Annotated in this window: 19 protein-coding genes; 16 read left to right on the forward strand and 3 right to left on the reverse strand. The window is 71.6% G+C overall.

Annotated elements, in window-relative coordinates:
* Positions 1-147: 147 nt before the first annotated feature.
* On the forward strand, positions 148-1,455 hold the full coding sequence (locus tag ACFV9J_RS34690; protein ID WP_385361211.1) for an MFS transporter: 1,308 nt from the start codon (positions 148-150) through the stop codon (positions 1,453-1,455).
* Positions 1,456-1,561: 106 nt separating this feature from the next.
* On the opposite strand, the gene ACFV9J_RS34695 is transcribed toward ACFV9J_RS34690, so the two are convergent.
* Together ACFV9J_RS34695 and ACFV9J_RS34700 are read right to left on the reverse strand one after the other, a co-directional pair.
* Positions 1,562-2,539: a bile acid:sodium symporter family protein gene (locus ACFV9J_RS34695; RefSeq protein ID WP_385361214.1), complete on the reverse strand. Its 978-nt coding sequence runs from the start codon at positions 2,537-2,539 to the stop codon at positions 1,562-1,564.
* Positions 2,540-2,593: 54 nt separating this feature from the next.
* Positions 2,594-2,998: a cupin domain-containing protein gene (locus tag ACFV9J_RS34700; RefSeq protein WP_385361216.1), complete on the reverse strand. Its 405-nt coding sequence runs from the start codon at positions 2,996-2,998 to the stop codon at positions 2,594-2,596.
* Positions 2,999-3,255: 257 nt separating this feature from the next.
* Here ACFV9J_RS34700 and ACFV9J_RS34705 point away from each other — a divergent pair, with 257 nt between their 5' ends.
* The 12 genes from ACFV9J_RS34705 (at position 3,256) to ACFV9J_RS34760 (ending at position 14,306) form a co-directional block, all read left to right on the forward strand.
* Positions 3,256-3,819 (forward strand): carboxymuconolactone decarboxylase family protein, encoded by a 564-nt coding sequence (locus ACFV9J_RS34705; protein ID WP_385361336.1) that lies wholly within the window; start codon positions 3,256-3,258, stop codon positions 3,817-3,819.
* Positions 3,816-5,327 (forward strand): sugar ABC transporter ATP-binding protein, encoded by a 1,512-nt coding sequence (locus tag ACFV9J_RS34710; RefSeq protein ID WP_385361219.1) that lies wholly within the window; start codon positions 3,816-3,818, stop codon positions 5,325-5,327. Before ACFV9J_RS34705 ends, ACFV9J_RS34710 begins: the two co-directional genes overlap by 4 nt.
* Positions 5,324-6,346 (forward strand): ABC transporter permease, encoded by a 1,023-nt coding sequence (locus ACFV9J_RS34715; RefSeq protein WP_385361221.1) that lies wholly within the window; start codon positions 5,324-5,326, stop codon positions 6,344-6,346. Before ACFV9J_RS34710 ends, ACFV9J_RS34715 begins: the two co-directional genes overlap by 4 nt.
* 63 nt (positions 6,347-6,409) lie before the next feature.
* Positions 6,410-7,390: a sugar ABC transporter substrate-binding protein gene (locus ACFV9J_RS34720; protein WP_385361224.1), complete on the forward strand. Its 981-nt coding sequence runs from the start codon at positions 6,410-6,412 to the stop codon at positions 7,388-7,390.
* A gap of 55 nt (positions 7,391-7,445) precedes the next feature.
* Entirely contained in the window at positions 7,446-8,357 is a 912-nt protein-coding gene (locus ACFV9J_RS34725) for a LysR family transcriptional regulator (RefSeq protein ID WP_385361227.1), read from the forward strand.
* A 111-nt stretch (positions 8,358-8,468) separates the two neighbouring features.
* Positions 8,469-9,386: a VOC family protein gene (locus ACFV9J_RS34730; RefSeq protein ID WP_385361230.1), complete on the forward strand. Its 918-nt coding sequence runs from the start codon at positions 8,469-8,471 to the stop codon at positions 9,384-9,386.
* A 23-nt stretch (positions 9,387-9,409) separates the two neighbouring features.
* Positions 9,410-10,858, forward strand: coding sequence for an NAD-dependent succinate-semialdehyde dehydrogenase (locus tag ACFV9J_RS34735; RefSeq protein WP_385361233.1), 1,449 nt, complete (start codon positions 9,410-9,412; stop codon positions 10,856-10,858).
* Positions 10,855-11,631 carry a fumarylacetoacetate hydrolase family protein gene (locus ACFV9J_RS34740; RefSeq protein ID WP_385361236.1) on the forward strand — a complete coding sequence of 259 codons (777 nt, stop codon included), beginning with the start codon at positions 10,855-10,857 and terminating at the stop codon, positions 11,629-11,631. The genes ACFV9J_RS34735 and ACFV9J_RS34740 overlap by 4 nt, the downstream gene beginning before the upstream one ends.
* Entirely contained in the window at positions 11,628-11,999 is a 372-nt protein-coding gene (locus tag ACFV9J_RS34745; protein WP_356816714.1) for a VOC family protein, read from the forward strand. The genes ACFV9J_RS34740 and ACFV9J_RS34745 overlap by 4 nt, the downstream gene beginning before the upstream one ends.
* Before the next feature lie 26 nt (positions 12,000-12,025).
* On the forward strand, positions 12,026-12,811 hold the full coding sequence (locus ACFV9J_RS34750; protein WP_385361239.1) for an alpha/beta fold hydrolase: 786 nt from the start codon (positions 12,026-12,028) through the stop codon (positions 12,809-12,811).
* The gene (locus ACFV9J_RS34755) at positions 12,808-13,299 is read left to right on the forward strand and encodes a heme-binding protein (RefSeq protein WP_385361242.1); all 492 of its coding nucleotides are present in this window, start codon (positions 12,808-12,810) and stop codon (positions 13,297-13,299) included. Before ACFV9J_RS34750 ends, ACFV9J_RS34755 begins: the two co-directional genes overlap by 4 nt.
* Before the next feature lie 2 nt (positions 13,300-13,301).
* Positions 13,302-14,306, forward strand: a complete 1,005-nt coding sequence (locus ACFV9J_RS34760) for a methionine synthase II (cobalamin-independent)-like protein (RefSeq protein WP_385361245.1) — start codon at positions 13,302-13,304, stop codon at positions 14,304-14,306.
* Between the two features lie 103 nt (positions 14,307-14,409).
* Here ACFV9J_RS34760 and ACFV9J_RS34765 read toward each other — a convergent pair whose 3' ends face one another.
* On the reverse strand, positions 14,410-14,697 hold the full coding sequence (locus tag ACFV9J_RS34765; RefSeq protein WP_385361247.1) for a putative quinol monooxygenase: 288 nt from the start codon (positions 14,695-14,697) through the stop codon (positions 14,410-14,412).
* A gap of 191 nt (positions 14,698-14,888) precedes the next feature.
* Here ACFV9J_RS34765 and ACFV9J_RS34770 point away from each other — a divergent pair, with 191 nt between their 5' ends.
* The 3 genes from ACFV9J_RS34770 (at position 14,889) to ACFV9J_RS34780 (ending at position 18,576) form a co-directional block, all read left to right on the forward strand.
* Positions 14,889-16,337, forward strand: coding sequence for an aldehyde dehydrogenase family protein (locus ACFV9J_RS34770; protein ID WP_385361250.1), 1,449 nt, complete (start codon positions 14,889-14,891; stop codon positions 16,335-16,337).
* A 39-nt stretch (positions 16,338-16,376) separates the two neighbouring features.
* Positions 16,377-17,576, forward strand: a complete 1,200-nt coding sequence (gene lhgO / locus ACFV9J_RS34775) for an L-2-hydroxyglutarate oxidase (RefSeq protein ID WP_385361252.1) — start codon at positions 16,377-16,379, stop codon at positions 17,574-17,576.
* 139 nt (positions 17,577-17,715) lie between these two features.
* On the forward strand, positions 17,716-18,576 hold the full coding sequence (locus ACFV9J_RS34780; RefSeq protein ID WP_385361255.1) for an amidohydrolase family protein: 861 nt from the start codon (positions 17,716-17,718) through the stop codon (positions 18,574-18,576).
* Positions 18,577-18,714 lie beyond the last annotated feature (138 nt).

Below are 18,714 nucleotides of genomic sequence, written 5' to 3' on the forward strand. Positions count from 1 at the left end.
GGTCGCGCACGTCCGCGTGCGCGACCCACCCCCAAATCGTTGCTGAGATTGTTAACAAAAGCGTTGACACTGTTGGAGCGCGGTCCTTAGCGTCGCCCCATCACACGTCCCCTCCAGGCACCGCCTCCTGGACGAGAGGAAACAACGATGTCCTCCTCACCCGCGCTGTCCGCCCGCGGCAGCAGACTGGCCCTGCTGGTCGTCGGCCTCTGCTGGCTGGCCGTCCTCTTCGACGGGCTGGACATGTTCATCTACGGCTCCGTGCTGCCCCACATGCTTGAGGAGAAGGCCCTGGGCATCACCTCGGGCCAGGCCGGCGACCTCGGCAGCTATGCCACCTTCGGCATGCTGGTCGGCGCGCTGGCCGCGGGCACGGTCGCCGACCGCATCGGCCGCAAGAAGCTGATGGTCTCCTGCGTCGCGCTCTTCTCCCTGGCCTCCGGCCTGTGCGCGATCGCCGGGAGCGTCGGCGTCTTCGGGCTCGGCCGGACCCTGGCCGGTGTCGGCCTCGGCGGACTGCTGCCGACCGCGATCAGCATGGTCTCCGACTACGCGCCCCGGGGCCGCGCCGCGATCACCATCGGCCTGCTGATGACCGCCCACCACGCCGGCGGCATCCTGTCCGCCTACGTCGCCCTGTGGATCGTCGAACCGCTCGGCTGGCGCTCCGCCTTCTGGGTCTGCGTGGTCCCGCTGCTCTTCGTCCCGGTGCTCCTGAAGTTCCTGCCCGAGTCGCTCAGCTTCCTTGTCGCCCAGGGCCGCACCGAGGAGGCCCGCACATTGGCCGGCCGCTACGACGCCGAACTCCCCGCCGCGCCGGCCGACAAGCCCGCCACCGCCCGTTGGGAGAACCTCGCGAACCTCTTCCGCGGCCGCGAGTGGATCCAGACCCTGCTGTACTGGCTGGCCTCCTTCGGCGGACTGCTCCTCGTCTACGGCGTCGCCACCTGGCTGCCCACCCTCATGCGCAGCGAGGGCTACGAACTGGGGTCCGCGCTCACCTTCGTCGTGCTGTTCAACCTCGGCGGCATCGTCGGCATGCTGGTCGCGGGCCGCGCCTCGGACCGGTTCGGTGCCCCGCGCATCTCGGCGATCTGGTTCGCGCTGACCGCCTGCGGCGTCTTCCTGCTCAGCGTCCACATGCCGCTGGCGCTGACCTTCGCGGTCGTCTTCCTCACCGGTGTCTTCCTCAACAGCGCCCAGACCATGATCTACGCGACCGTCTCCATCGGCTCCGCCCCGGCCAACCGCGCCACCGCCGTCGGCTGGACCTCGGGCATGGGCCGCTTCGGCGCGGTCTTCGGCCCCTGGCTCGGCGGCCAGCTCCTCGCCGCCGACCAGGGCGACTGGGGCTTCACCGCCTTCGCGATCGCCGGGTTCTCGTCCATGGTCTTCATCGGCATCGCGGCCCTGCGCACAACAGCCACCAGCCCTCGTCTGGCCCCGGCCCACTGAGGCGCCCCCTAAAGGGGCGCGGGGAACTGCGCGACCAGCCACGAGGCACCCGCGGCCGGCCACGCGCCCCCGGCGAAACGATGCTGAGCCGCAAGCCGACCGCAGGTCAACGCCCCCGCCGCGACAGCCACGCGGCCACCACCGCACCGGACACGTTGTGCCACACGGAGAAGACCGCCGCGGGCAGCGCCGCCAGGGGACTGAAGTGCGCGGTGGCCAGCGACGCGGCGAGGCCGGAGTTCTGCATGCCGACCTCGAAGGCCATGGCACGGCTGCCGGGCTCGCCCAGCCGGCCGAGGCGCCCCGCGCCGTAACCGAGGGCCAGACCGAGCCCGTTGTGCAGCACGACGGCGACGAACACCAGCCCCGCGGCCGACTTGATGGCGTCCGCGCTGCCCGCCACGACGACCGCCACGATCACGGAGATCGTCAGCGCGGACAGCCAGGGCAGCGCGGGCAGCGCCCGCTGCACGTACCGCCCCGCGAGCAGCCGTACGACGACGCCCGCGAGGACCGGCAGCAGCACCGTCTTGAGGATGTCGGTGACCATGGACCCGGCGTCCACCGGCAGGTACTCGCCGGCCAGCAGCAGCGTCAGCGGCGGGGTGACCAGCGGGGCGACCAGCGTGGAGACGGTCGCGACGGAGACGGACAGCGCGACGTCGCCGCGGGCCAGGTAGGTCACCACGTTGGAGGCCGTGCCGCTGGGCGCGCAGCCCACCAGGATGACGCCGGCGGCGAGCTGCGGCGGCAGGTCGAGCAGGTGGGCGATCGCCCAGCCGAGCCCCGGCATGATGACGTAGTGGGCGACGAGCCCGAGCGCCACCGCCCAGGGGCGCTTCACGACTCCGCGGAAGTCCTCCGGGGTCATCGTGATGCCCATGCAGAACATCACGACGCCCAGCAGGTACGGCACCGCCTCGCTCCACCCGGTGAAACTGCCGGGGAGCAGCAGGCCGAGGGCGCCGGCCAGGAGGACGAGGACCGGGAAGACGGTCACGGCACGCCGCGCGGAGCGGTCGCCGGTGGCGTCGTCACCGAGGTGTTCGTCGCGTTCGTTGTTCGCAGTACTTTCGGTTCGCACCGTGCGAGGTAACGCCTGGCGGGCGCCGTGACGCAAAGGCGTCTCGCGATGTGATCATCCCATCTGGTCCGCCGCCGACAGATGCTCCACCGTCCGGCCCGTCTCGGTGAACGTCCGAGTCACCTGGCCGGACGAGTACACCCACAGGATGCGCAGCGGCGTGTCTCCCACGTTGCGGAACAGGTGGGGGACGGGGGAGGGGATGTAGGTGGTGTCGAACCGCTCCAGCTTCGTCACCTCGCCGTCGACCCACACCTCCGCGTCCCCTTCGAGTACCGTCACGTGCTCGTCGCAGTTGTGCGAGTGCAACGGCGCCCCGGAGCCCACCGGGTACACGCTCATGCCGCTGGTGATGCGGTTCTCGCCGCCCGCCGACGGCGTGGTGATCAGGGGCGTCGTCACGACGGCGCCGCCCCGGTCGAGCAGGGGCACCGACGCGGCCTTGATGATGGTGGTCATCCCGGGATTCCTCTCCACTCCACTGTGTCGCGAACGTCTCGCGACGACCGACGTGACGACCGACGTTAGGTCGCGCCGATCCGAAGCGGTGCCCTCCGGCGTGCAGGTTTACGTTGCAGTCCGAGAGGGGTGAGCCTTCTCCGCCCGGCTGTACCGTCACCGACACCGCACGGCTCCTTGGCCCTGTTGCGGCAACGCGCCGGAAAGAAGAGGCAGGTATCGGCCAGATGAGGCTCCCCGTTCTCACCGAAGAGGAAATGGACCCGCGCCAGCAGGAGCTGGCCGCTCGTATCGCCGGCCGCCGCGGCGCGGTCCGCGGCCCCTTCCGGGTGTGGCTGCACAGCCCCGAGATGTGCGAACGGGCCGAGTCCCTCGGCGCGTTCGCCCGCTTCGACTGCGGGCTGCCCCGGCACCTGCGGGAGCTGTCGCTGCTCATGGCGGCCCGCAACTGGGACGCCCAGTACTCGTGGAACGCGCACGTGCACCAGGCGATCGAGGCCGGTGTCCCCGAGGCCGCCGTCAAGGCCGTCGCCGACAAGCGCGAGGCGGTCTTCGACAACGAGGCCGATCAAACGTTCTACCAGTTCTGCAAGGAGATCCTGGAAGAGCACTTCGTCACCGACGCCACCTTCGCCGCGGCGCAGCGGCACTTCGGCAACAAGGGCCTGGTCGACACCATCGGGGCGCTCGGCAACTTCACCATGCTCGGCATGTGCCTCAACACCTTCCAGGTGGACCTCCAGCCCGACAAGGAGCCCCCGTTCCCCGACGTCCGCGGCTACGGCCGGGTCCGCTCCGACAACGACGGGCCGCGGCCGTGACCTCGCCCGCCACGACGACCGGCGCCGTCGTCCGGGTGCGCGGCGTCACCAAGAGCTTCGGCGGAGCGGCCGCGCTCAAAGGCGTCGACCTCGACCTGTACCCCGGCGAGATCCACGCCCTCATGGGCATGAACGGTGCCGGCAAGTCCACCCTCGTCCAGGTGCTGTGCGGCGTGCACCAGCCCGACGGCGGCACCATCGAGGTGGACGGGCACCGGCACACCGGGCTGAACGTGCGCAGGGCCCGCGGGCTCGGCGTCTCCTCGGTGCCGCAGCGCCGCGAACTGGCCATGGGCCTGACCGTCGCCGAGAACATCATGCTGGGCGACCTGCCGACCCGGCGCTTCGGCGCCGTCGACTGGAAGGCGGTCCGCGCCCGGGCCGGGGCCGCCCTGTCCGGCCTCGGCATCGACATCGACGTCGAGCGGGTCGCGGGCTCGCTCACCGTCGCCGAGCAGACCATGGTCGAGGTGGCGCGCGAGGTCCGCCGCGGTGGCAGGGTGCTGATCCTGGACGAGCCCACCGCCTGCCTCAGCGCCAGGGACGCGGGACAGGTCCGCGCCCTGGTGCGCAGGCTGCGCGACGAGGGTGTGGCCGTCGTCTACATCTCCCACTACATCGACGAGGTCATGTCCGTCGCCGACCGGGTCACCGTGCTGCGCGACGGCGGCCTGGTCCGCAGCGCCCCGGCCGCCGAGACCGACACCGCCTCGCTGGTCCGGGACATGATCGGCCGCGACGTCGTCTCGCGCCGCCCCGCGCGCCCCGCACCCCGGGACGAACCCGGCCTCGCCGTCCGCGGGCTCAGTCACGGCCACGCCATCCGGGACTTCACCGTCGAGGTGCGCAAGGGCGAGATCGTCGCCGTCCTCGGACCCGCCGGGGACGCCCAGTCCCGGCTCTTCGACCTGCTCTCCGGACGGGTGCGCCCCGACGCCGGCGAGGTCCGCGTCGACGGTCGGCCGCTGCCCCCGGGCCGGGTGGGCGCCGCGCTCGCCGGCGGACTGCGCTGCGTCACCGGGGACCGTCGCTCGCTCGGCCTGGTCCAGAGCATGACCGTGGACGAGAACCTGATGCTGGCCGGCGACCGCTTCGCCCGGCGCCGGCTGCACCGCGGCGCCGACCTGGCCCGCCGTGCCGCCCCCGTGCGGGACACCTACGGCGTCGTCGCGCTGAGCGGCAACCCGCCGGTCGGCTCCCTGTCCGGCGGCAACCAGCAGAAGGTGCTGCTCGGCAAGTGGCTGGAGACCGAGCCCGTCGCCTGCTTCCTGGAGGACCCCACCAACGGCGTGGACGTCGCCGCCATGGCCGACATCCACACCCTCGTCGACGGCCTCGCCGCCCGCGGAGTCGCCGTCCTGCTCGCCTCCTCCTCCGCCGAGGAGGTCATGCGGCTGGCCGACCGGGTCGTCGTCGTGAGCGCGGGCCGCACGGTCGGCGAGCACGACATCACCGCCATCACCCGCGACGAACTCGTCGCGACCGCACTCGGAGGTCAACCGCAGTGAGCCTCAAAACCCCCTCCGCCGCCCCGGACGTCGCGGCCGGCGACTCCGCCGAACGCCGAGCGCCGTCCCGGTCCACGGCCCGCGGGCTGCTGCACGTCCCGCACGGCGGACTGGTCGTCGTACTGATCCTGGTGTGCGTGTTCACCGCCGTCCAGGCCGACGCCTTCACCTCCTCGCAGAACCTGCTCAACGTGTTGCGCCAGGTCAGCGTGAACGCCGTCATCGCGGCCGGACTGACCCTGCTGATGACCGCGGGCGGCATGGACTTCTCCATGGGCAGCAACGCCGCCGTCACCCTGTGCGTGGGCGCCCAGCTGATCGACGGCGGCTGGTCCACGCCCGCCGTCGTGGTCGTCTGCCTGGCCCTGGCCACGCTGATCGGACTGGTCAACGGCCTGGTGGTGACGTACACCCGGGTCGCGCCCTTCGTCGCCACCCTCGCCTCGGCGATGCTCCTCGACGGCGTTGCCCTGCTCGTCCTGGACGGCATGAGCGTCACCATCGGCGACAAGATGTCCTCGCTCGGCAACGACGAGGTCGTCGGGGTGCCGTACCTGACCGTCGTGGCGGTCCTGGTCCTGGCGCTGACCGGGGTGACCATGCGCTTCACCACCTTCGGCCGCGACGCCTTCGCGATGGGCGGCAACGAGCACGTCGCCCGGCTCAGCGGCATCAACGTCAACGGGCGCAAGCTCGCCCTGTACGCCCTCGCCGGAGTGCTGGCCGGACTCGCCGGGCTGATGCTGCTCTCCCGGCTCGGCGCCGCCGCCCCCAACACGGCCGGTCTCCAGACCCAGTTGACCGCGGTCGCCGCCGTGGTCATCGGCGGCACCTCGCTCGCCGGCGGCCACGGCACGGTCGTCGGCACGGTGTTCGGCGTCGTGCTCCTTGGCGTGGTCGCCAACGCCCTGAACCTGCTCCAGGTGAACAGCAACTACCAACTCGTCGTCACCGGCGGCGTCCTGCTGGTCGCGGCGATCATCAACGAGGTCCAGCGCAAGTCGTCGCCGGGCCACTAGCGCGACCTGGAACCCCTCTCACGCACGCACCTTCTCTTCAACGACGCAGGAAAGGCCCGACCCATGAAGTCCACCGCCCCCACCCGCCGCCGCGCCGCCGCGGCCTCGCTCGCCGGCGCCGCCGCCCTGGTACTGGCCGGCTGCGGCTCCGGGAACGACAGCGGGGGCGCCGCCGACGGCTCCGTTTCCCTCGGGTTCGTCAACGGCTCCAACACCCACTTCCACACCTGCCTGCTGCGCGCGGTCGAGCAGGAGGCCGAGGCGCGGGACGCCAAGGTCTACTCGGCCAACTCCAAGCAGGACGCCGGGACCGAACTGTCCAACATCGAGGACATGATCGCCCGCAACGTGGACGCCCTGATCGTGCAGACCGTGAACGTCGACGCGCTCGAAGGCGACATAGCCAAGGCCAAGAGCGCCGGCATCCCCATCTACCTGACCTCCGTGGCCACCTCCGACATGGCGGACGTGCTCGGCGCCGCCGTCGTCGACCTGAAGAAGGTCGGCGCCATGGACGCCGAGTGGATCTCCAAGGACGCGGCCGGGAAGAACGTGCGCGTCGGCGTGGTGGCAGGTGCTCCCGGCGCCGCCTCCGACCTGCTCGTCGGCGGCTTCGAGGACGCCCTGCCGAAGACCGCGAAGGTGGTCGCCAACCAGCCCGGCATGTTCAACCCCGCCAAGGCCCAGGACGTCGCCGAGAACATGATCCAGTCGCACCCGGACCTGGACTACGCCTTCGTCGCCAACGAGGAGATGGCGTTCGCCGTCCGCAAGGCCTTCGACGCCGCCGGCGCCGAGGACGTGAAGATCGTGTCCGTCAACGGCACCGAGGAGGGCGTCGCCGCGGTGAAGGACGGCCGGCTGTCCGCCACCGTCGCCAACTCGGCGGCGACCATCGGGCAGACCGCGGTCAAGAGCACGGTCTCGCTCCTTGACCAGGAGCAGAGCGGTGGCGAGCAGGGTGTTGACAAGATCTCCGACATTCCTCTTGTCTTGGTCACCAAGGAAAACCTGAGCGAGGCTCCCCAGTACTGCCCCAAGTAGGGCCCCCCACCGGGAACCGGCGTCCGACTCAGCGTCGGGCCTTGGGAGGAAGAACATGGACCGCCTGCTCCTCATGCACAGCTTCGTCACCGTCGCCCAGGTGGGCAGCTTCAGCGGGGCCGCCAAGAAGCTCGGCTCGTCCGGGTCGCTGGTGTCCCGGCACGTGGCCGAACTGGAACGCCAGGTGGGGGTGCGGCTGGTGAACCGCACCGCCCGCTCGGTGAGCCTGACCGAACCGGGACGGCGCTACGCGGAATTCGCCGCCCGCATCCTGGACGAGATCGAGGCCGAGGACGCCGGCATCGCCCAGCTCCACGACCGCGCCGAAGGCACGCTCAGCGTCATCTGCCCCAAATGGATAGGCAGCCTGGATCTCGGCGACGCCATCGCCGCGTTTTCCGCGGCCCACCCGAAAATCCAGATCCGGTTCGAACTGGGGGGAATGTCCGACCGCACCTACGATTTCCTGGACAGCGGATTCGACATCGCCTTCCACACCCGCGACCTGAGGGATTCGAGCGTCCGGCTGAAGAAGATCTCCTCCCTGCCGTTCGTCCTGTGCGCGTCCGAGGAGTACATCAAGCAGCACGGCTCCCTGACCCACCCCAACGACCTGGCCGCCCACGACTGCCTGGTGCACCTCAACGACCCGGTGTGGCGGATCGGCCACGGGCACGCCAGCACCCTGCACAAGATCCGCAACATCGCCTTCTCGTCGAACTCCTACATCGCCCTGCAGAAGGCCGCCGTACACGGCCGGGGCATCGCCCTGCTGCCCCAGCGCCCGGCCTACGACGACCTCGTCTCCGGCGCCCTCCAGGTGCTGCTGCCGGAACTCGCCGTGCCGGACCGGCCCCTGTACGCGATCTACGGGCCCGGCCGGGACACCCCGCGCAAGGTCAGCGTCTTCCTGGACTTTTTGGCCGGCTGGTTCGCCCGGAATCCCATTCCCGGCATCCGTCCGTGAGTACGGGACGAGGGCGCAAGAAACGATTGCGAACCGCGGGCGCCCGAACCCATTGAGGCGCCCGCTCCCGCAAACCTACGCTCGCCGGGCGAGACGGAAACGAGGAACTCCATGGGAATCCAGCGAATCGAATCGGTCACCTACGGCATCGACGACCTCGACACCTGCGCGCGGTTCTTCGAGGACTTCGGCCTTTTCCAGGTGGAGCGGACCGACGAACACGCGGTGTTCGAGACGCGCACCGCACAGACCCTCCACCTCGACACCGCCCCCGGCCCGCTGCTCCCGGCTCCGGTGGAGAGCGGGCCCACCCTGCGGGAGGTCGTCTGGGGTGTCGACACCCGCGAGGAACTCGACCGCCTGGTCGCCGCCGTGGGCCGGGACCGCGAGGTCCGCGAGAGCGCCGACGGCGTCCACCACACCGTCGACCACAGCGGCTTCGGCGTCGGACTCACCCTCGCCAGGCCCAAGAAGCCGGCCGTCGAACCCCGCCCCGCCAACACCCTGGGCAGCGTCAACCGGTGGAACCGCGCCCTGGACCCGGTCGTCCGCGCCCACCCCCTGCGCATGTGCCACGTCGCCCTCAACATCGCCAAGGACGGCAGGCACGAGGCCGTCGCCTTCTACACCGACCTGCTCGGCTTCCGCCCCACCGACGTGGTCGAGCCCATGGGCGTCTTCATGCAGGCCCCAGGCGACGACGACCAGCACACCATGCTGCTCTGCCACCGTCCGGACCGCGTCGGCGTCAACCACATCGCCTACGAGGTCCCCGGCTTCGACGACGTGATCGAGGGCGGCAACTTCATGATCGAGCGGGGCTGGCGCGAGGCCCGCAGACTCGGCCGGCACACCATCGGCTCCAACGTCTTCCGCTTCCTGCACGCCCCCTGCGGCGGGCGCGTCGAGTACGCCGCCGACATGGACCGGGTCGACGACACCTACGAGACCCGCGACCACGAGACCACCCCGCCGCACCACATCTGGGCCCTGCGCACCAACCGCGACCAGGACGCCCCCGCCTCCTGAACCCCCTGAGAGGGCACCCATCCATGACCACCGACCACGGCCACCCCGCCGTCCGCATGTACATCGCGGGCGAGTGGTGCCAGGGAGAGACCGGACGCACCGCCCCGATCGTCGACCCCGCCACCGAGGAGGTGATCGGGGAAGTCCCCCTGGCCACCACCTCCGACCTGGACCGCGCGCTCGACGCCGCGGCCGAGGGGTTCGCGGTGTGGCGCGCGACCCCCGTCACCGAGCGCACCCGCGTCCTGCACGCCACCGCCGACCTGATCGCCGAACGGGCCCCCGCCATCGGCCGCGTCATGACCCGCGAGCAGGGCAAGCCGCTCGCCGAGTCCACCGGCGAGGCCCGCCGCACCGCCGAGACCCTGCGCTGGCACGCCGACGACGCCCGCCGCGCCTACGGCCGCATCGTCCCCTCCGACCCCGGCACCGTGCTCACCGTCCGGCGCGAGCCCATCGGCCCCGTCGCCGCCTTCGTCCCGTGGAACTTCCCCGTGGGCGGACCCAACCGCAAGATCTCCTCGGCCCTCTCGGCCGGCTGCTCCCTGGTCATCAAGGCCTCCGAGGAGACCCCGGCCACGGCGGCGGAACTGGTCCGCTGCTACGCCGACGCGGGCCTGCCGCCGGGCGTCCTGAACCTCGTCTTCGGCGACCCCGCCGAGGTCTCCGAGCACCTCATCTCCTCACCCGTCACCCGCCTGGTCGCCTTCACCGGCTCCGTCCCCGTCGGCAGGCTCCTGGCGGCCCGGGCCGGCGAGGTCATGAAGCCCTCCCTGATGGAACTGGGCGGCCACGCACCGGTGATCGTCTGCGCGGACGCCGACCCCGTGACGGCGGCCCGCAGGGCGGCCCGCGCCAAGTGGGCCAACGCCGGGCAGGTGTGCACCTCGCCCAGCCGCTTCCTCGTCCACGAGTCGATCGTCGCGGAGTTCACCGCCGAGTTCGTCCGGGCCGCCAAGGCGGTCGTCGTCGGCAACGGACTGGACGAGGGCACCACCATGGGCCCGCTCGCCAACCAGCGCCGACTCGCGGCCATGGAGCGTCTCACCGCCGACGCCGTCGCCCGCGGCGCCAAGCTCCTCACCGGCGGCGAGCGCCCCGACCGCCCGGGCCACTACTTCGCCCCGACCGTCCTCACCGACGTACCCGAGGACGCGCAGCTGCTCTCCGAGGAGCCGTTCGGACCGCTCGCGCCGATCCTTCCCTTCGCCGACCTCGACGAGGCCCTCGCCACCGCCAACGCGCTGCCCTACGGACTGGCCGCCTACGGATTCACCGGCTCCGCCGCGACCGCCGAGCGGCTCTCCGCCGAGCTGGAGGCCGGCATCCTCTCGATCAACCACTGCGGCGGCTCCGTCCACGAGGCACCCTCCGGCGGCGTCAAGGACAGCGGCTACGGCCGCGAGGGCGGCCCCGAGGCTCTGGACGCCTACCTGGTCACCAAGCGCGTCTCCCACCTGCTGGCGCCATGAGGTACGCACGCCTCTTGGTCGGCGGGCGGGCGGTCTGGGGCCGGGTGGGGGAGCGGGACGTCCATCTTCTCTCCGGCTCCCCGCTCGAAGGCCCCACCGCCCCCGACGTCATCGGCACGGTGCCGCGCGCGGGCGCCCACTGGCTGCCGCCCGTCGTGCCGCCCGTCTTCTACGCCGTCGGCATGAACTACCCCCGGCACATCGCCCACGCCAAGGCCGCCACACCCGAGCGCCCCGAGGTCGGCTACCGCGCCAACAACGCCCTCACCGGCCACCTCTCGCCCATCGTCAAACCGGCCGAGGTCACCGGCCGCTTCGAGGCCGAGCCCGAACTCGTCGCCGTCATCGGCCGCACCCTGCGCCGCGCCGGCCACGCCGAGGCCCGCGAGGCGATCTTCGGCTGGACCGTCGGGAACGACGTCAGCGCCCGCACCTGGCAGCACCAGGACCGCACCTTCTGGCGCAGCAAGAACAGCGACACCTTCAAGCCGATGGGCCCCTGGATCGAGACCGACGTCGACGCCCTCGCCCGGACCACCACGCTCCGCGTCAACGGCGTCGAACGGGCCCGGTTCCCGACCGGCGACATGGTCTTCGACCCCTACGACCACATCGTCGAGATCACCAAGCACCTCACCATGCGCCCCGGCGACGTGCTGTGGATGGGCGCCGAGTCCACCTGCCACCTCGAACCCGGCGACACCGTGGACGTCGAGATCGACGGCATCGGCGTGCTGTCCAACCCCGTAGTCCTGGAAGGGAATCACTCATGAGCGCGGAACCCCGCTACATCCACCACGTCAACTTCCCCACCACCGACCCCGACCGGACCGCCGCCTGGTACGCCAAGGTCTTCGGCATGAAGCGGATCATGCCCAAGTCCAACACCCGCGTGGTGCTGATGACCCGGGGCAACTTCGACCTGCACTTCACGCCGGTCGAGGAGATGGAGCGCATGGCGCCCTACCACTTCGCCGTCGAGGTCGACGACTGGGACGACTTCCTCGCCCACCTGGGGGAGCTGGGCATCCGGCACACCCGGCCGATCCAGCGCCCCGAGAACCAGTCCAAGTTCTGCTACATCCACGACCCCGACCACACCATGATCGAGCTGGTCCACCACGCCAAGCGCCCCAACTGAGCGCGCTCGTTGAGGAGTTACCTGTCATGCCCTACGCCGACTCCGACGGCACCTCCCTCTACTACGAGCGCCACGGCAGCGGTCCGGCGATCCTGTTCGTGCACGGCAGCGGCGGCCACCACGCCGCCTGGTGGCAGCAGGTCGCGGCCCTGCACGAGGAGTTCACCGTCGTCACGCTCGACCTGCGCGGTTTCGGCAGGTCCGACAGCTCCATGCCCGAGTTCGACGGCCAGGACTTCCCCGGCGACGTCGTCGCGGTCCTGGAGGCCGAGGACCTCACCGACGTCATGCTGGTCGGCCAGTCCATCGGCTCGGTCGCCGCGCTCCGCGCCGGTCTGCTGCGGCCCGAGCGGGTCGGCAGCGTCGTCCTCGGCCACTCCCTCGGCGGCATCAGCCACCCCGAGCTGAGGGAACTGGCCGCCGCCGACCGCGCCGAGGCCGTCAAACTCCCGGTGATCGACCGCCTGCTGACCAAGTCGTTCCAGCAGCGGCGCGCCGACCTCACCTTCCTCTTCCAGCAGATGGGCACCTTCAACGTCGCCCGGATGCAGGACCTGCGCAACCTCGACACCGACGGGCCCTCCCTGGAGGAGATCCGGGCCTCCGGCGTCAAGGTCGCCTTCCTCGCCGGGGAAGCGGACGCCGTCCTCGGCGTCAAGACCGTCACCCGCGCCCACGAACTGCTGCCCGGCTCGCACCTGGAGATCGTCCCCGGCGCCCCGCACTCCATGTACTGGGAGACACCCGAGCCGTACAACGCGGCCGTCGCCCGGCTGCGCCGCACCCTGACCGCACCGAAGGAAGCCGCATGAGCAACATCAGCCTCGACGCCGCCGAGGAGATCATCGCCGCCGCGCACCAGCGGGCCCGGGCCATCGGCAAGGCGGTCAGTGTCGCCGTCGTCGACGCCGGCGGCTTCGTCGTCGCCGTACGCCGACCCGACGGCGCCCGCCCGCTCACCCCCGACATCGCGCGGGCCAAGGCGTACACCGCGGCCGTGATGCAGCGCCCCGGGAAGATGCTGAAGAAGTGGCAGGAGAGCCAGCCCGTCTTCTTCTCCCAGCTCTCCCAGCTGCCCGGCGCCGCGATGCCCATCCTCGCCACCGAGGGCAGCGTCACCATCAAGAAGGGCGGCGAGATCATCGGCGGCCTCGGCATCGCGGGCGGCACCGCCGACGAGGACCAGGCCATCGCCGACGAGGTACTCGCCGCCCTCGGCTACGAACTGGAGTTCGCCGCCTGGGGCGTCACCGGCACCCCGGCCGGAGTCCCCAGCACCCCGGCCGGAAGGGAGAGCTGAGCATGGCGGACACGTTCAACTACCGCATCGACCACCACGGCAGCCTGGTCAGGCCCGCCGGACTCGCGACCGACGACCCGGAGGCTGTGGACACCGCCGTGCGGGAGGCGGTGGTCCTCCAGCGCGGGCTGCGCTCCACCGTCGTCACCGACGGGGACGTCCCCCGCGAGGACTTCCGCGGCGCCGTGCTCGGCACCGTCCCCGGCTTCCGCCGCACCGACCAGGCGGGCCCCGACGGCCTGGTCCGCTGGGTCGCCGAGGCCCTGCCGAAGGCGAACGGCCCGCTGCTCCCCGGATACGGCACCCGCCTGGCCGGCCTGACGGTCATCGCCCCGAAGGCCACCCTGCCGTCCCCGGCCTACCTCGCCGCGACGACGTTCGAACCCGGGCTCGGACCGGCGTCCGCCCGGGAACTCGGCGAAGCGCTGGCCGAGATCCTCCGTGCGGAGATCGCGCGGCTGGTCTCCGAGGGCGTCCGTCTCATTCAGCTGGACAACCCGCTCCTCCTGGACCGGGTCGCCACCGACCCGGCCGCCCCGGGTCCGCTGTCCTTCGAGGACGCGCTCGCGGTGGACGCCCTGGCGGTACGGCTCGACGAGCGCCCCGAAGGCGTCCGCATCGCCATGGCGCCCGGCTGGGCCGCGCCGGCCGCGGTGGACCGGGCCCGCGCCGAGCGGATGTACACCGGCATCCCCGCCGACCGCTGGGTCCTCCCGTTCGACCGGGGCACCCGGGCCGAGACCGACCTCCTGCGGGCCCTGCCCGAGGAACGGGACTTCTGCCTGGGCGTGGTCGACGCGACCCGGCCCGAACCGGAGGACGTCGACACGGTGATGTCCAGGATCGACGGGCTGGAGGAGTTCAAGGACCTGGAGGACGGCGCCGTCGCCCCGTCCCGCGGCTTCGCCGACGTGGCGGACCGGCCACTGCTCTCCGCGGACGACCAGCGCAGGAAGCTCGTCCTGGTCGAGACGATCGCCCGCTACTGCTGGGGCAACGAGTTCTGACAGCGCGGCGGGGAGGCCCGGAGTACCCGGCCCTCCCCGCCGCCTACCGTGCTCACCATCCTCACGGGCTCAGGGCTTCACGGCGTCACAGGGCTTCACGGCGTCACAGCGCTTCGGCGAACGTCACCGACCGCTCCGTCAGCAGCGGCCACACCGTCTCGACGATCTCCTCCTCGAAGTGCGGTGCCGCCTTGTGCGCCTCGAACCCGGCGGCGTCGTCGTACCGCTCGTAGAGCAGGAAGCCCCCGGGCTCGTCCATCACGGCATGCACCTCGTAGCGCTGGTTCGCCGGCTCCGCGCGGGTCGCCTCCCGCGCCCTCAGCAGCGCGGCGCGCACCGCCGCCTCGTCGGCGGGTGCGCAGCGGTAGTGGGCGACGACGGCGTAGGCCATGTCTCGGTCCTCCTGGGCTCCCGGCGGTGTCGGGCACACCGTCCGGCCTGCCGATTCCAGCATGGATCAAGCCCCGGGCGGCCCGCGCGCGATGCAAGCAATGCCTGCCGCCGCGGGCCTGGTGAACGCACCCCCGCATGGTGTGTCGTCACGTCATCCCCACCACGGCCGACGAAGGAAGAAGTGATCCGATGCGCACTCTGGAAACGCTCCTGGGCGGAGAGTGGGTGACGAGCGGCGAGTGGATCGACGTCCACGACCCGGCCGACGTCCGCGCCCCCGTGGCCCGGGTCCCGGCGCTGTCCCCGAAGGACGTCACCCGGGCCTACGACCACGCCGAGCGGGGCTTCGCTCTCTGGAAGCGCACCAGCCCCTTCGACCGGGCCCGCGTCCTCACCGACGCGGCCCGGCTGATCCGCGGGCGCCTGGACGCCATCGCCGCCGACGTCACCGCGGAGAACGGCAAGACGCTCACCGAGGCCCGCGGCGAGGCCGGCAAGGCCGCTGACTTCCTCGACTACTACGCGGGCCTCGCCCGGCAGGGCTACGGCACCCTCCTGCACGACGCCCGCCCCGACACCCGTACGCACACCCAGCGCGAGCCCATCGGCGTCATCCTGGTGATCAGCCCCTGGAACGACCCGCTGATCACCCCGGCCCGCAAGCTCGCCCCGCTGCTCGCCACCGGCAACGCGGCCGTGTTCAAGCCGGCCACCGAGACCCCGGCGTCGGGACTGCACCTCGCCCGCGCCCTGCACGACGCGGGCCTGCCCGCCGGAGTCCTGAACGTCGTCACCGGCCGCACCGCCGAGATCGAGGAGGCCCTCCTCGACGACCCGCGGATCACCGGCATCACCTTCACCGGCTCCAACGCCGTCGGCAACCGCATCCGCCGCCGCCTCGCCGACCGCAACGTCCGCTTCCAGGGGGAACTCGGCGGCAAGAACGCCTCCGTGGTCCTCAAGGACGCCGACCTGGCCGCCGCCGCCAAGGGCGTCGCCGCCGCCTCCTTCGGGCAGGCCGGGCAGCGCTGCACCGCCACCAGCCGGGTGATCGTCGAACGCCCGGTGTACGACGCGTTCGCGCGGCTGCTGGTCGCCGAGGTCGAGGCGCTCACGGTCGGCCCCGGCACCGACCCGGCGACCACCCTGTGCCCGCTCTCCAGTCCCCGGCAGCGCGACAGCGTCCTGGCCGACCTGGACCGGGCCGTCGAGCAGGGCGCCACCGTACTCACCGGCGGCACCGCCGACACCGACGGCGACCGCGCCCACGGCTGCTACGTGCGGCCCACCGTCCTCGCCGAGGTCACCCCGGCCACGGCGATCTGGCGCGAGGAGGTCTTCGGACCGGTGCTCGCGCTGCGCGCCGCGGACGACTTCGCCGCCGCCGTCGCGGCCGTCAACGACTCCGACTACGGGCTCGCCGCCGCCGTGTTCACCCGCGATCTCGGCGCCGCGTACCGCTTCGCCGACGAGGCCGAGTGCGGCCAGGTCGCCGTCAACACCACCACCACCGGCTGGGACGTCCACCTGCCCTTCGGCGGCTTCCACGACTCCGGCACGGCCTACAAGGAGCAGGGCGAAGAGGTCCTGCGCTTCTCCACCCGCGTCAAGACGGTCGCCGTCCACTTCGGTGCGTGAGCACGCGGGGGAGCGGCACGAACAGGAAGGAGGACGCCGATGGCCGACGAGACGATCGGCATCGTCGGCGCGGGCATCGTGGGACTGGCCACGGCCCGCGAGATCGCGCTCCGGCGCCCCGGCACCCGGGTCGTCGTGTTCGACAAGGAGCAGCGGGTCGCCCTGCACCAGACCGGCCACAACTCCGGCGTCGTCCACGCCGGCATCTACTACCCGCCGGGCAGCCTCAAGGCCGACCTGTGCGTGCGCGGGGTGTCACTGCTGCGCGAGTACTGCCAGGACCGCGAGCTGCCCTACCGGGAGACCGGCAAACTGGTGATGGCGGTCCACCAGGACGAACTGGGCCGCATGGAGAACCTCTACGAGCGGGCCAGGCACAACCACGTGCCCGACCTCAGGAGGGTCTCCCGGGACGAGATCAAGGAGCTGGAGCCGCACGCCGGCGGCATCGCCGCCCTGCACTCCCCGCGCACCGCCATCACCGACTACCCGGCGATCGCCCGCGAGTTCGCCAGGGACGTCGCCGACTCCGGCGGCGAGGTCAGGCTCGGCTTCCCCGTCACCGGCATCAGCACCGTGCCCGGCGGCATCGAGGTGGCGTCCGGACCGGACCGCGCGCGGGTGGACCGGCTGATCCTGTGCGCCGGCCTCCACTCCGACTCCGTCGCGCGGCTCGCGCAGGACGGGGCCGAACCCCGGATCGTCCCGTTCCGCGGCGAGTACATGCTACTCAGACCCGACCGCACCCACCTGGTCCGCGGCCTGATCTACCCGGTGCCCGACCCCCGCTACCCCTTCCTCGGCATCCACTTCACGCCCCGCGTCGACGGCACCGTGGAGGTCGGACCCAACGCCGTCCTGGCCCTGGCCAGGGAGGGCTACACGCTCGGCAGCGTCTCCCCGCGCGACCTGCTCGGCCTCGCCGCCTACCCCGGCTCCTGGCGGATGGCCGCCCAGCACTGGCGCACCGGCGTCAAGGAGTACCGCGGCGCACTGTCCACGAAGGCCTTCATGAGGGACGCGGGACGCTACGTCCCCGGCGTCGGCGCGGCCGACGTGGTGCGGGGCGGCGCGGGCGTGCGCGCCCAGGCCCTGGACCGCGACGGCACCCTCGTCGACGACTTCCGCATCCACCGGGCCGGCCGGATCACCGCCGTACGCAACGCGCCCTCGCCGGCCGCGACGGCCTCCATGGCGATCGCGGAACACATCGCCGACGCGGTCTACGCCGACGCCTGACGCAGGCCGAGAACGCCCTGATCAACAGCGCTCCCGCGCGCAACAACAGCTTGCATCCCACGCTCTCTGCAAGACCCCCGCGCCCGCCTAGCGTTCCCCCCACAGCACTCACCACCCCCTTCGAGAAAGCGAGTTCGGCATGTTCGTCGTCGACACCCAGATCCACATCTGGAAGGAAGAGACCCCGGACCGCCCCTGGGTCCCGGGCGCCCGCGAGCGCATCCGCCTCAACGGCCACCGGGAGGACCCCTTCTCCTACGAGGAGGCCCTGGAGCTGATGGACGAGGCCGGCGTCAACCGTGCGCTGATCCTCCCGCCGTCCTGGGAGGGCAACCGCATCGACTACGCCCTGGAGGCGTGCGAGGCCCACCCCGACCGCTTCGGCATCATGGCCCGCGTCCCCCAGGACAACGAGGCCGAGGGCACCGCGATGCTGAAGGACTTCGCCGAGAACCCGCACATCAAGGGCACCCGGCTGACCTTCCACCGCCCGCAGGACCGCAACTGGATGATCGACGGCACCAACGACTGGTACTGGCCGATGGCCGAGGAACTCGGCATCCCCACCATGGTCCACGCCCCGATCTGGAAGCGGGAGCTGGGCGAGATCGCCGCCAAGCACCCCGGGCTGCGGATCATCATCGACCACATGGGCATCATGGCCCGCTGCGTCGACGACGCGATCGGCTACTGGGTCCAGGAGACCGCCGACCTGGCCGCCCACCCGAACATCTACGTCAAGGTCTCGGCGCTGCCCGGCTACTCCACCCAGCCCTTCCCGAACAGCAACATCCAGAAGTACGTCCGCGAGATGGTCGACAGGATGGGGCCCGAGCGGTGCTTCTACGGCACCGACATCACCCGCCTGCTCGGCCACGGCATCACGTACACCGACACGATCGAGCAGTTCACCAAGCACTGGGACTTCACGCCCGAGGAGCTTGAATGGATCATGGGCCGCGGCATCTCCGAGGTCCTGAACTGGCCGTACGAGGGCTGAGGACGTACACGAGATGACGGACAGCACGAACAGGCCGGGCGCCCACCCGCGGGAAGCCCCAGTGTGAGCCCAAACCCCCCACGGCGCCCAACACCACGAAATCACCCCCCCGGGCCCAAAGGACCCCCGGAGGGAATC

This window comes from Streptomyces sp. NPDC059906 (assembly GCF_042730645.1).
Taxonomy (GTDB): domain Bacteria; phylum Actinomycetota; class Actinomycetes; order Streptomycetales; family Streptomycetaceae; genus Streptomyces; species Streptomyces rubrogriseus.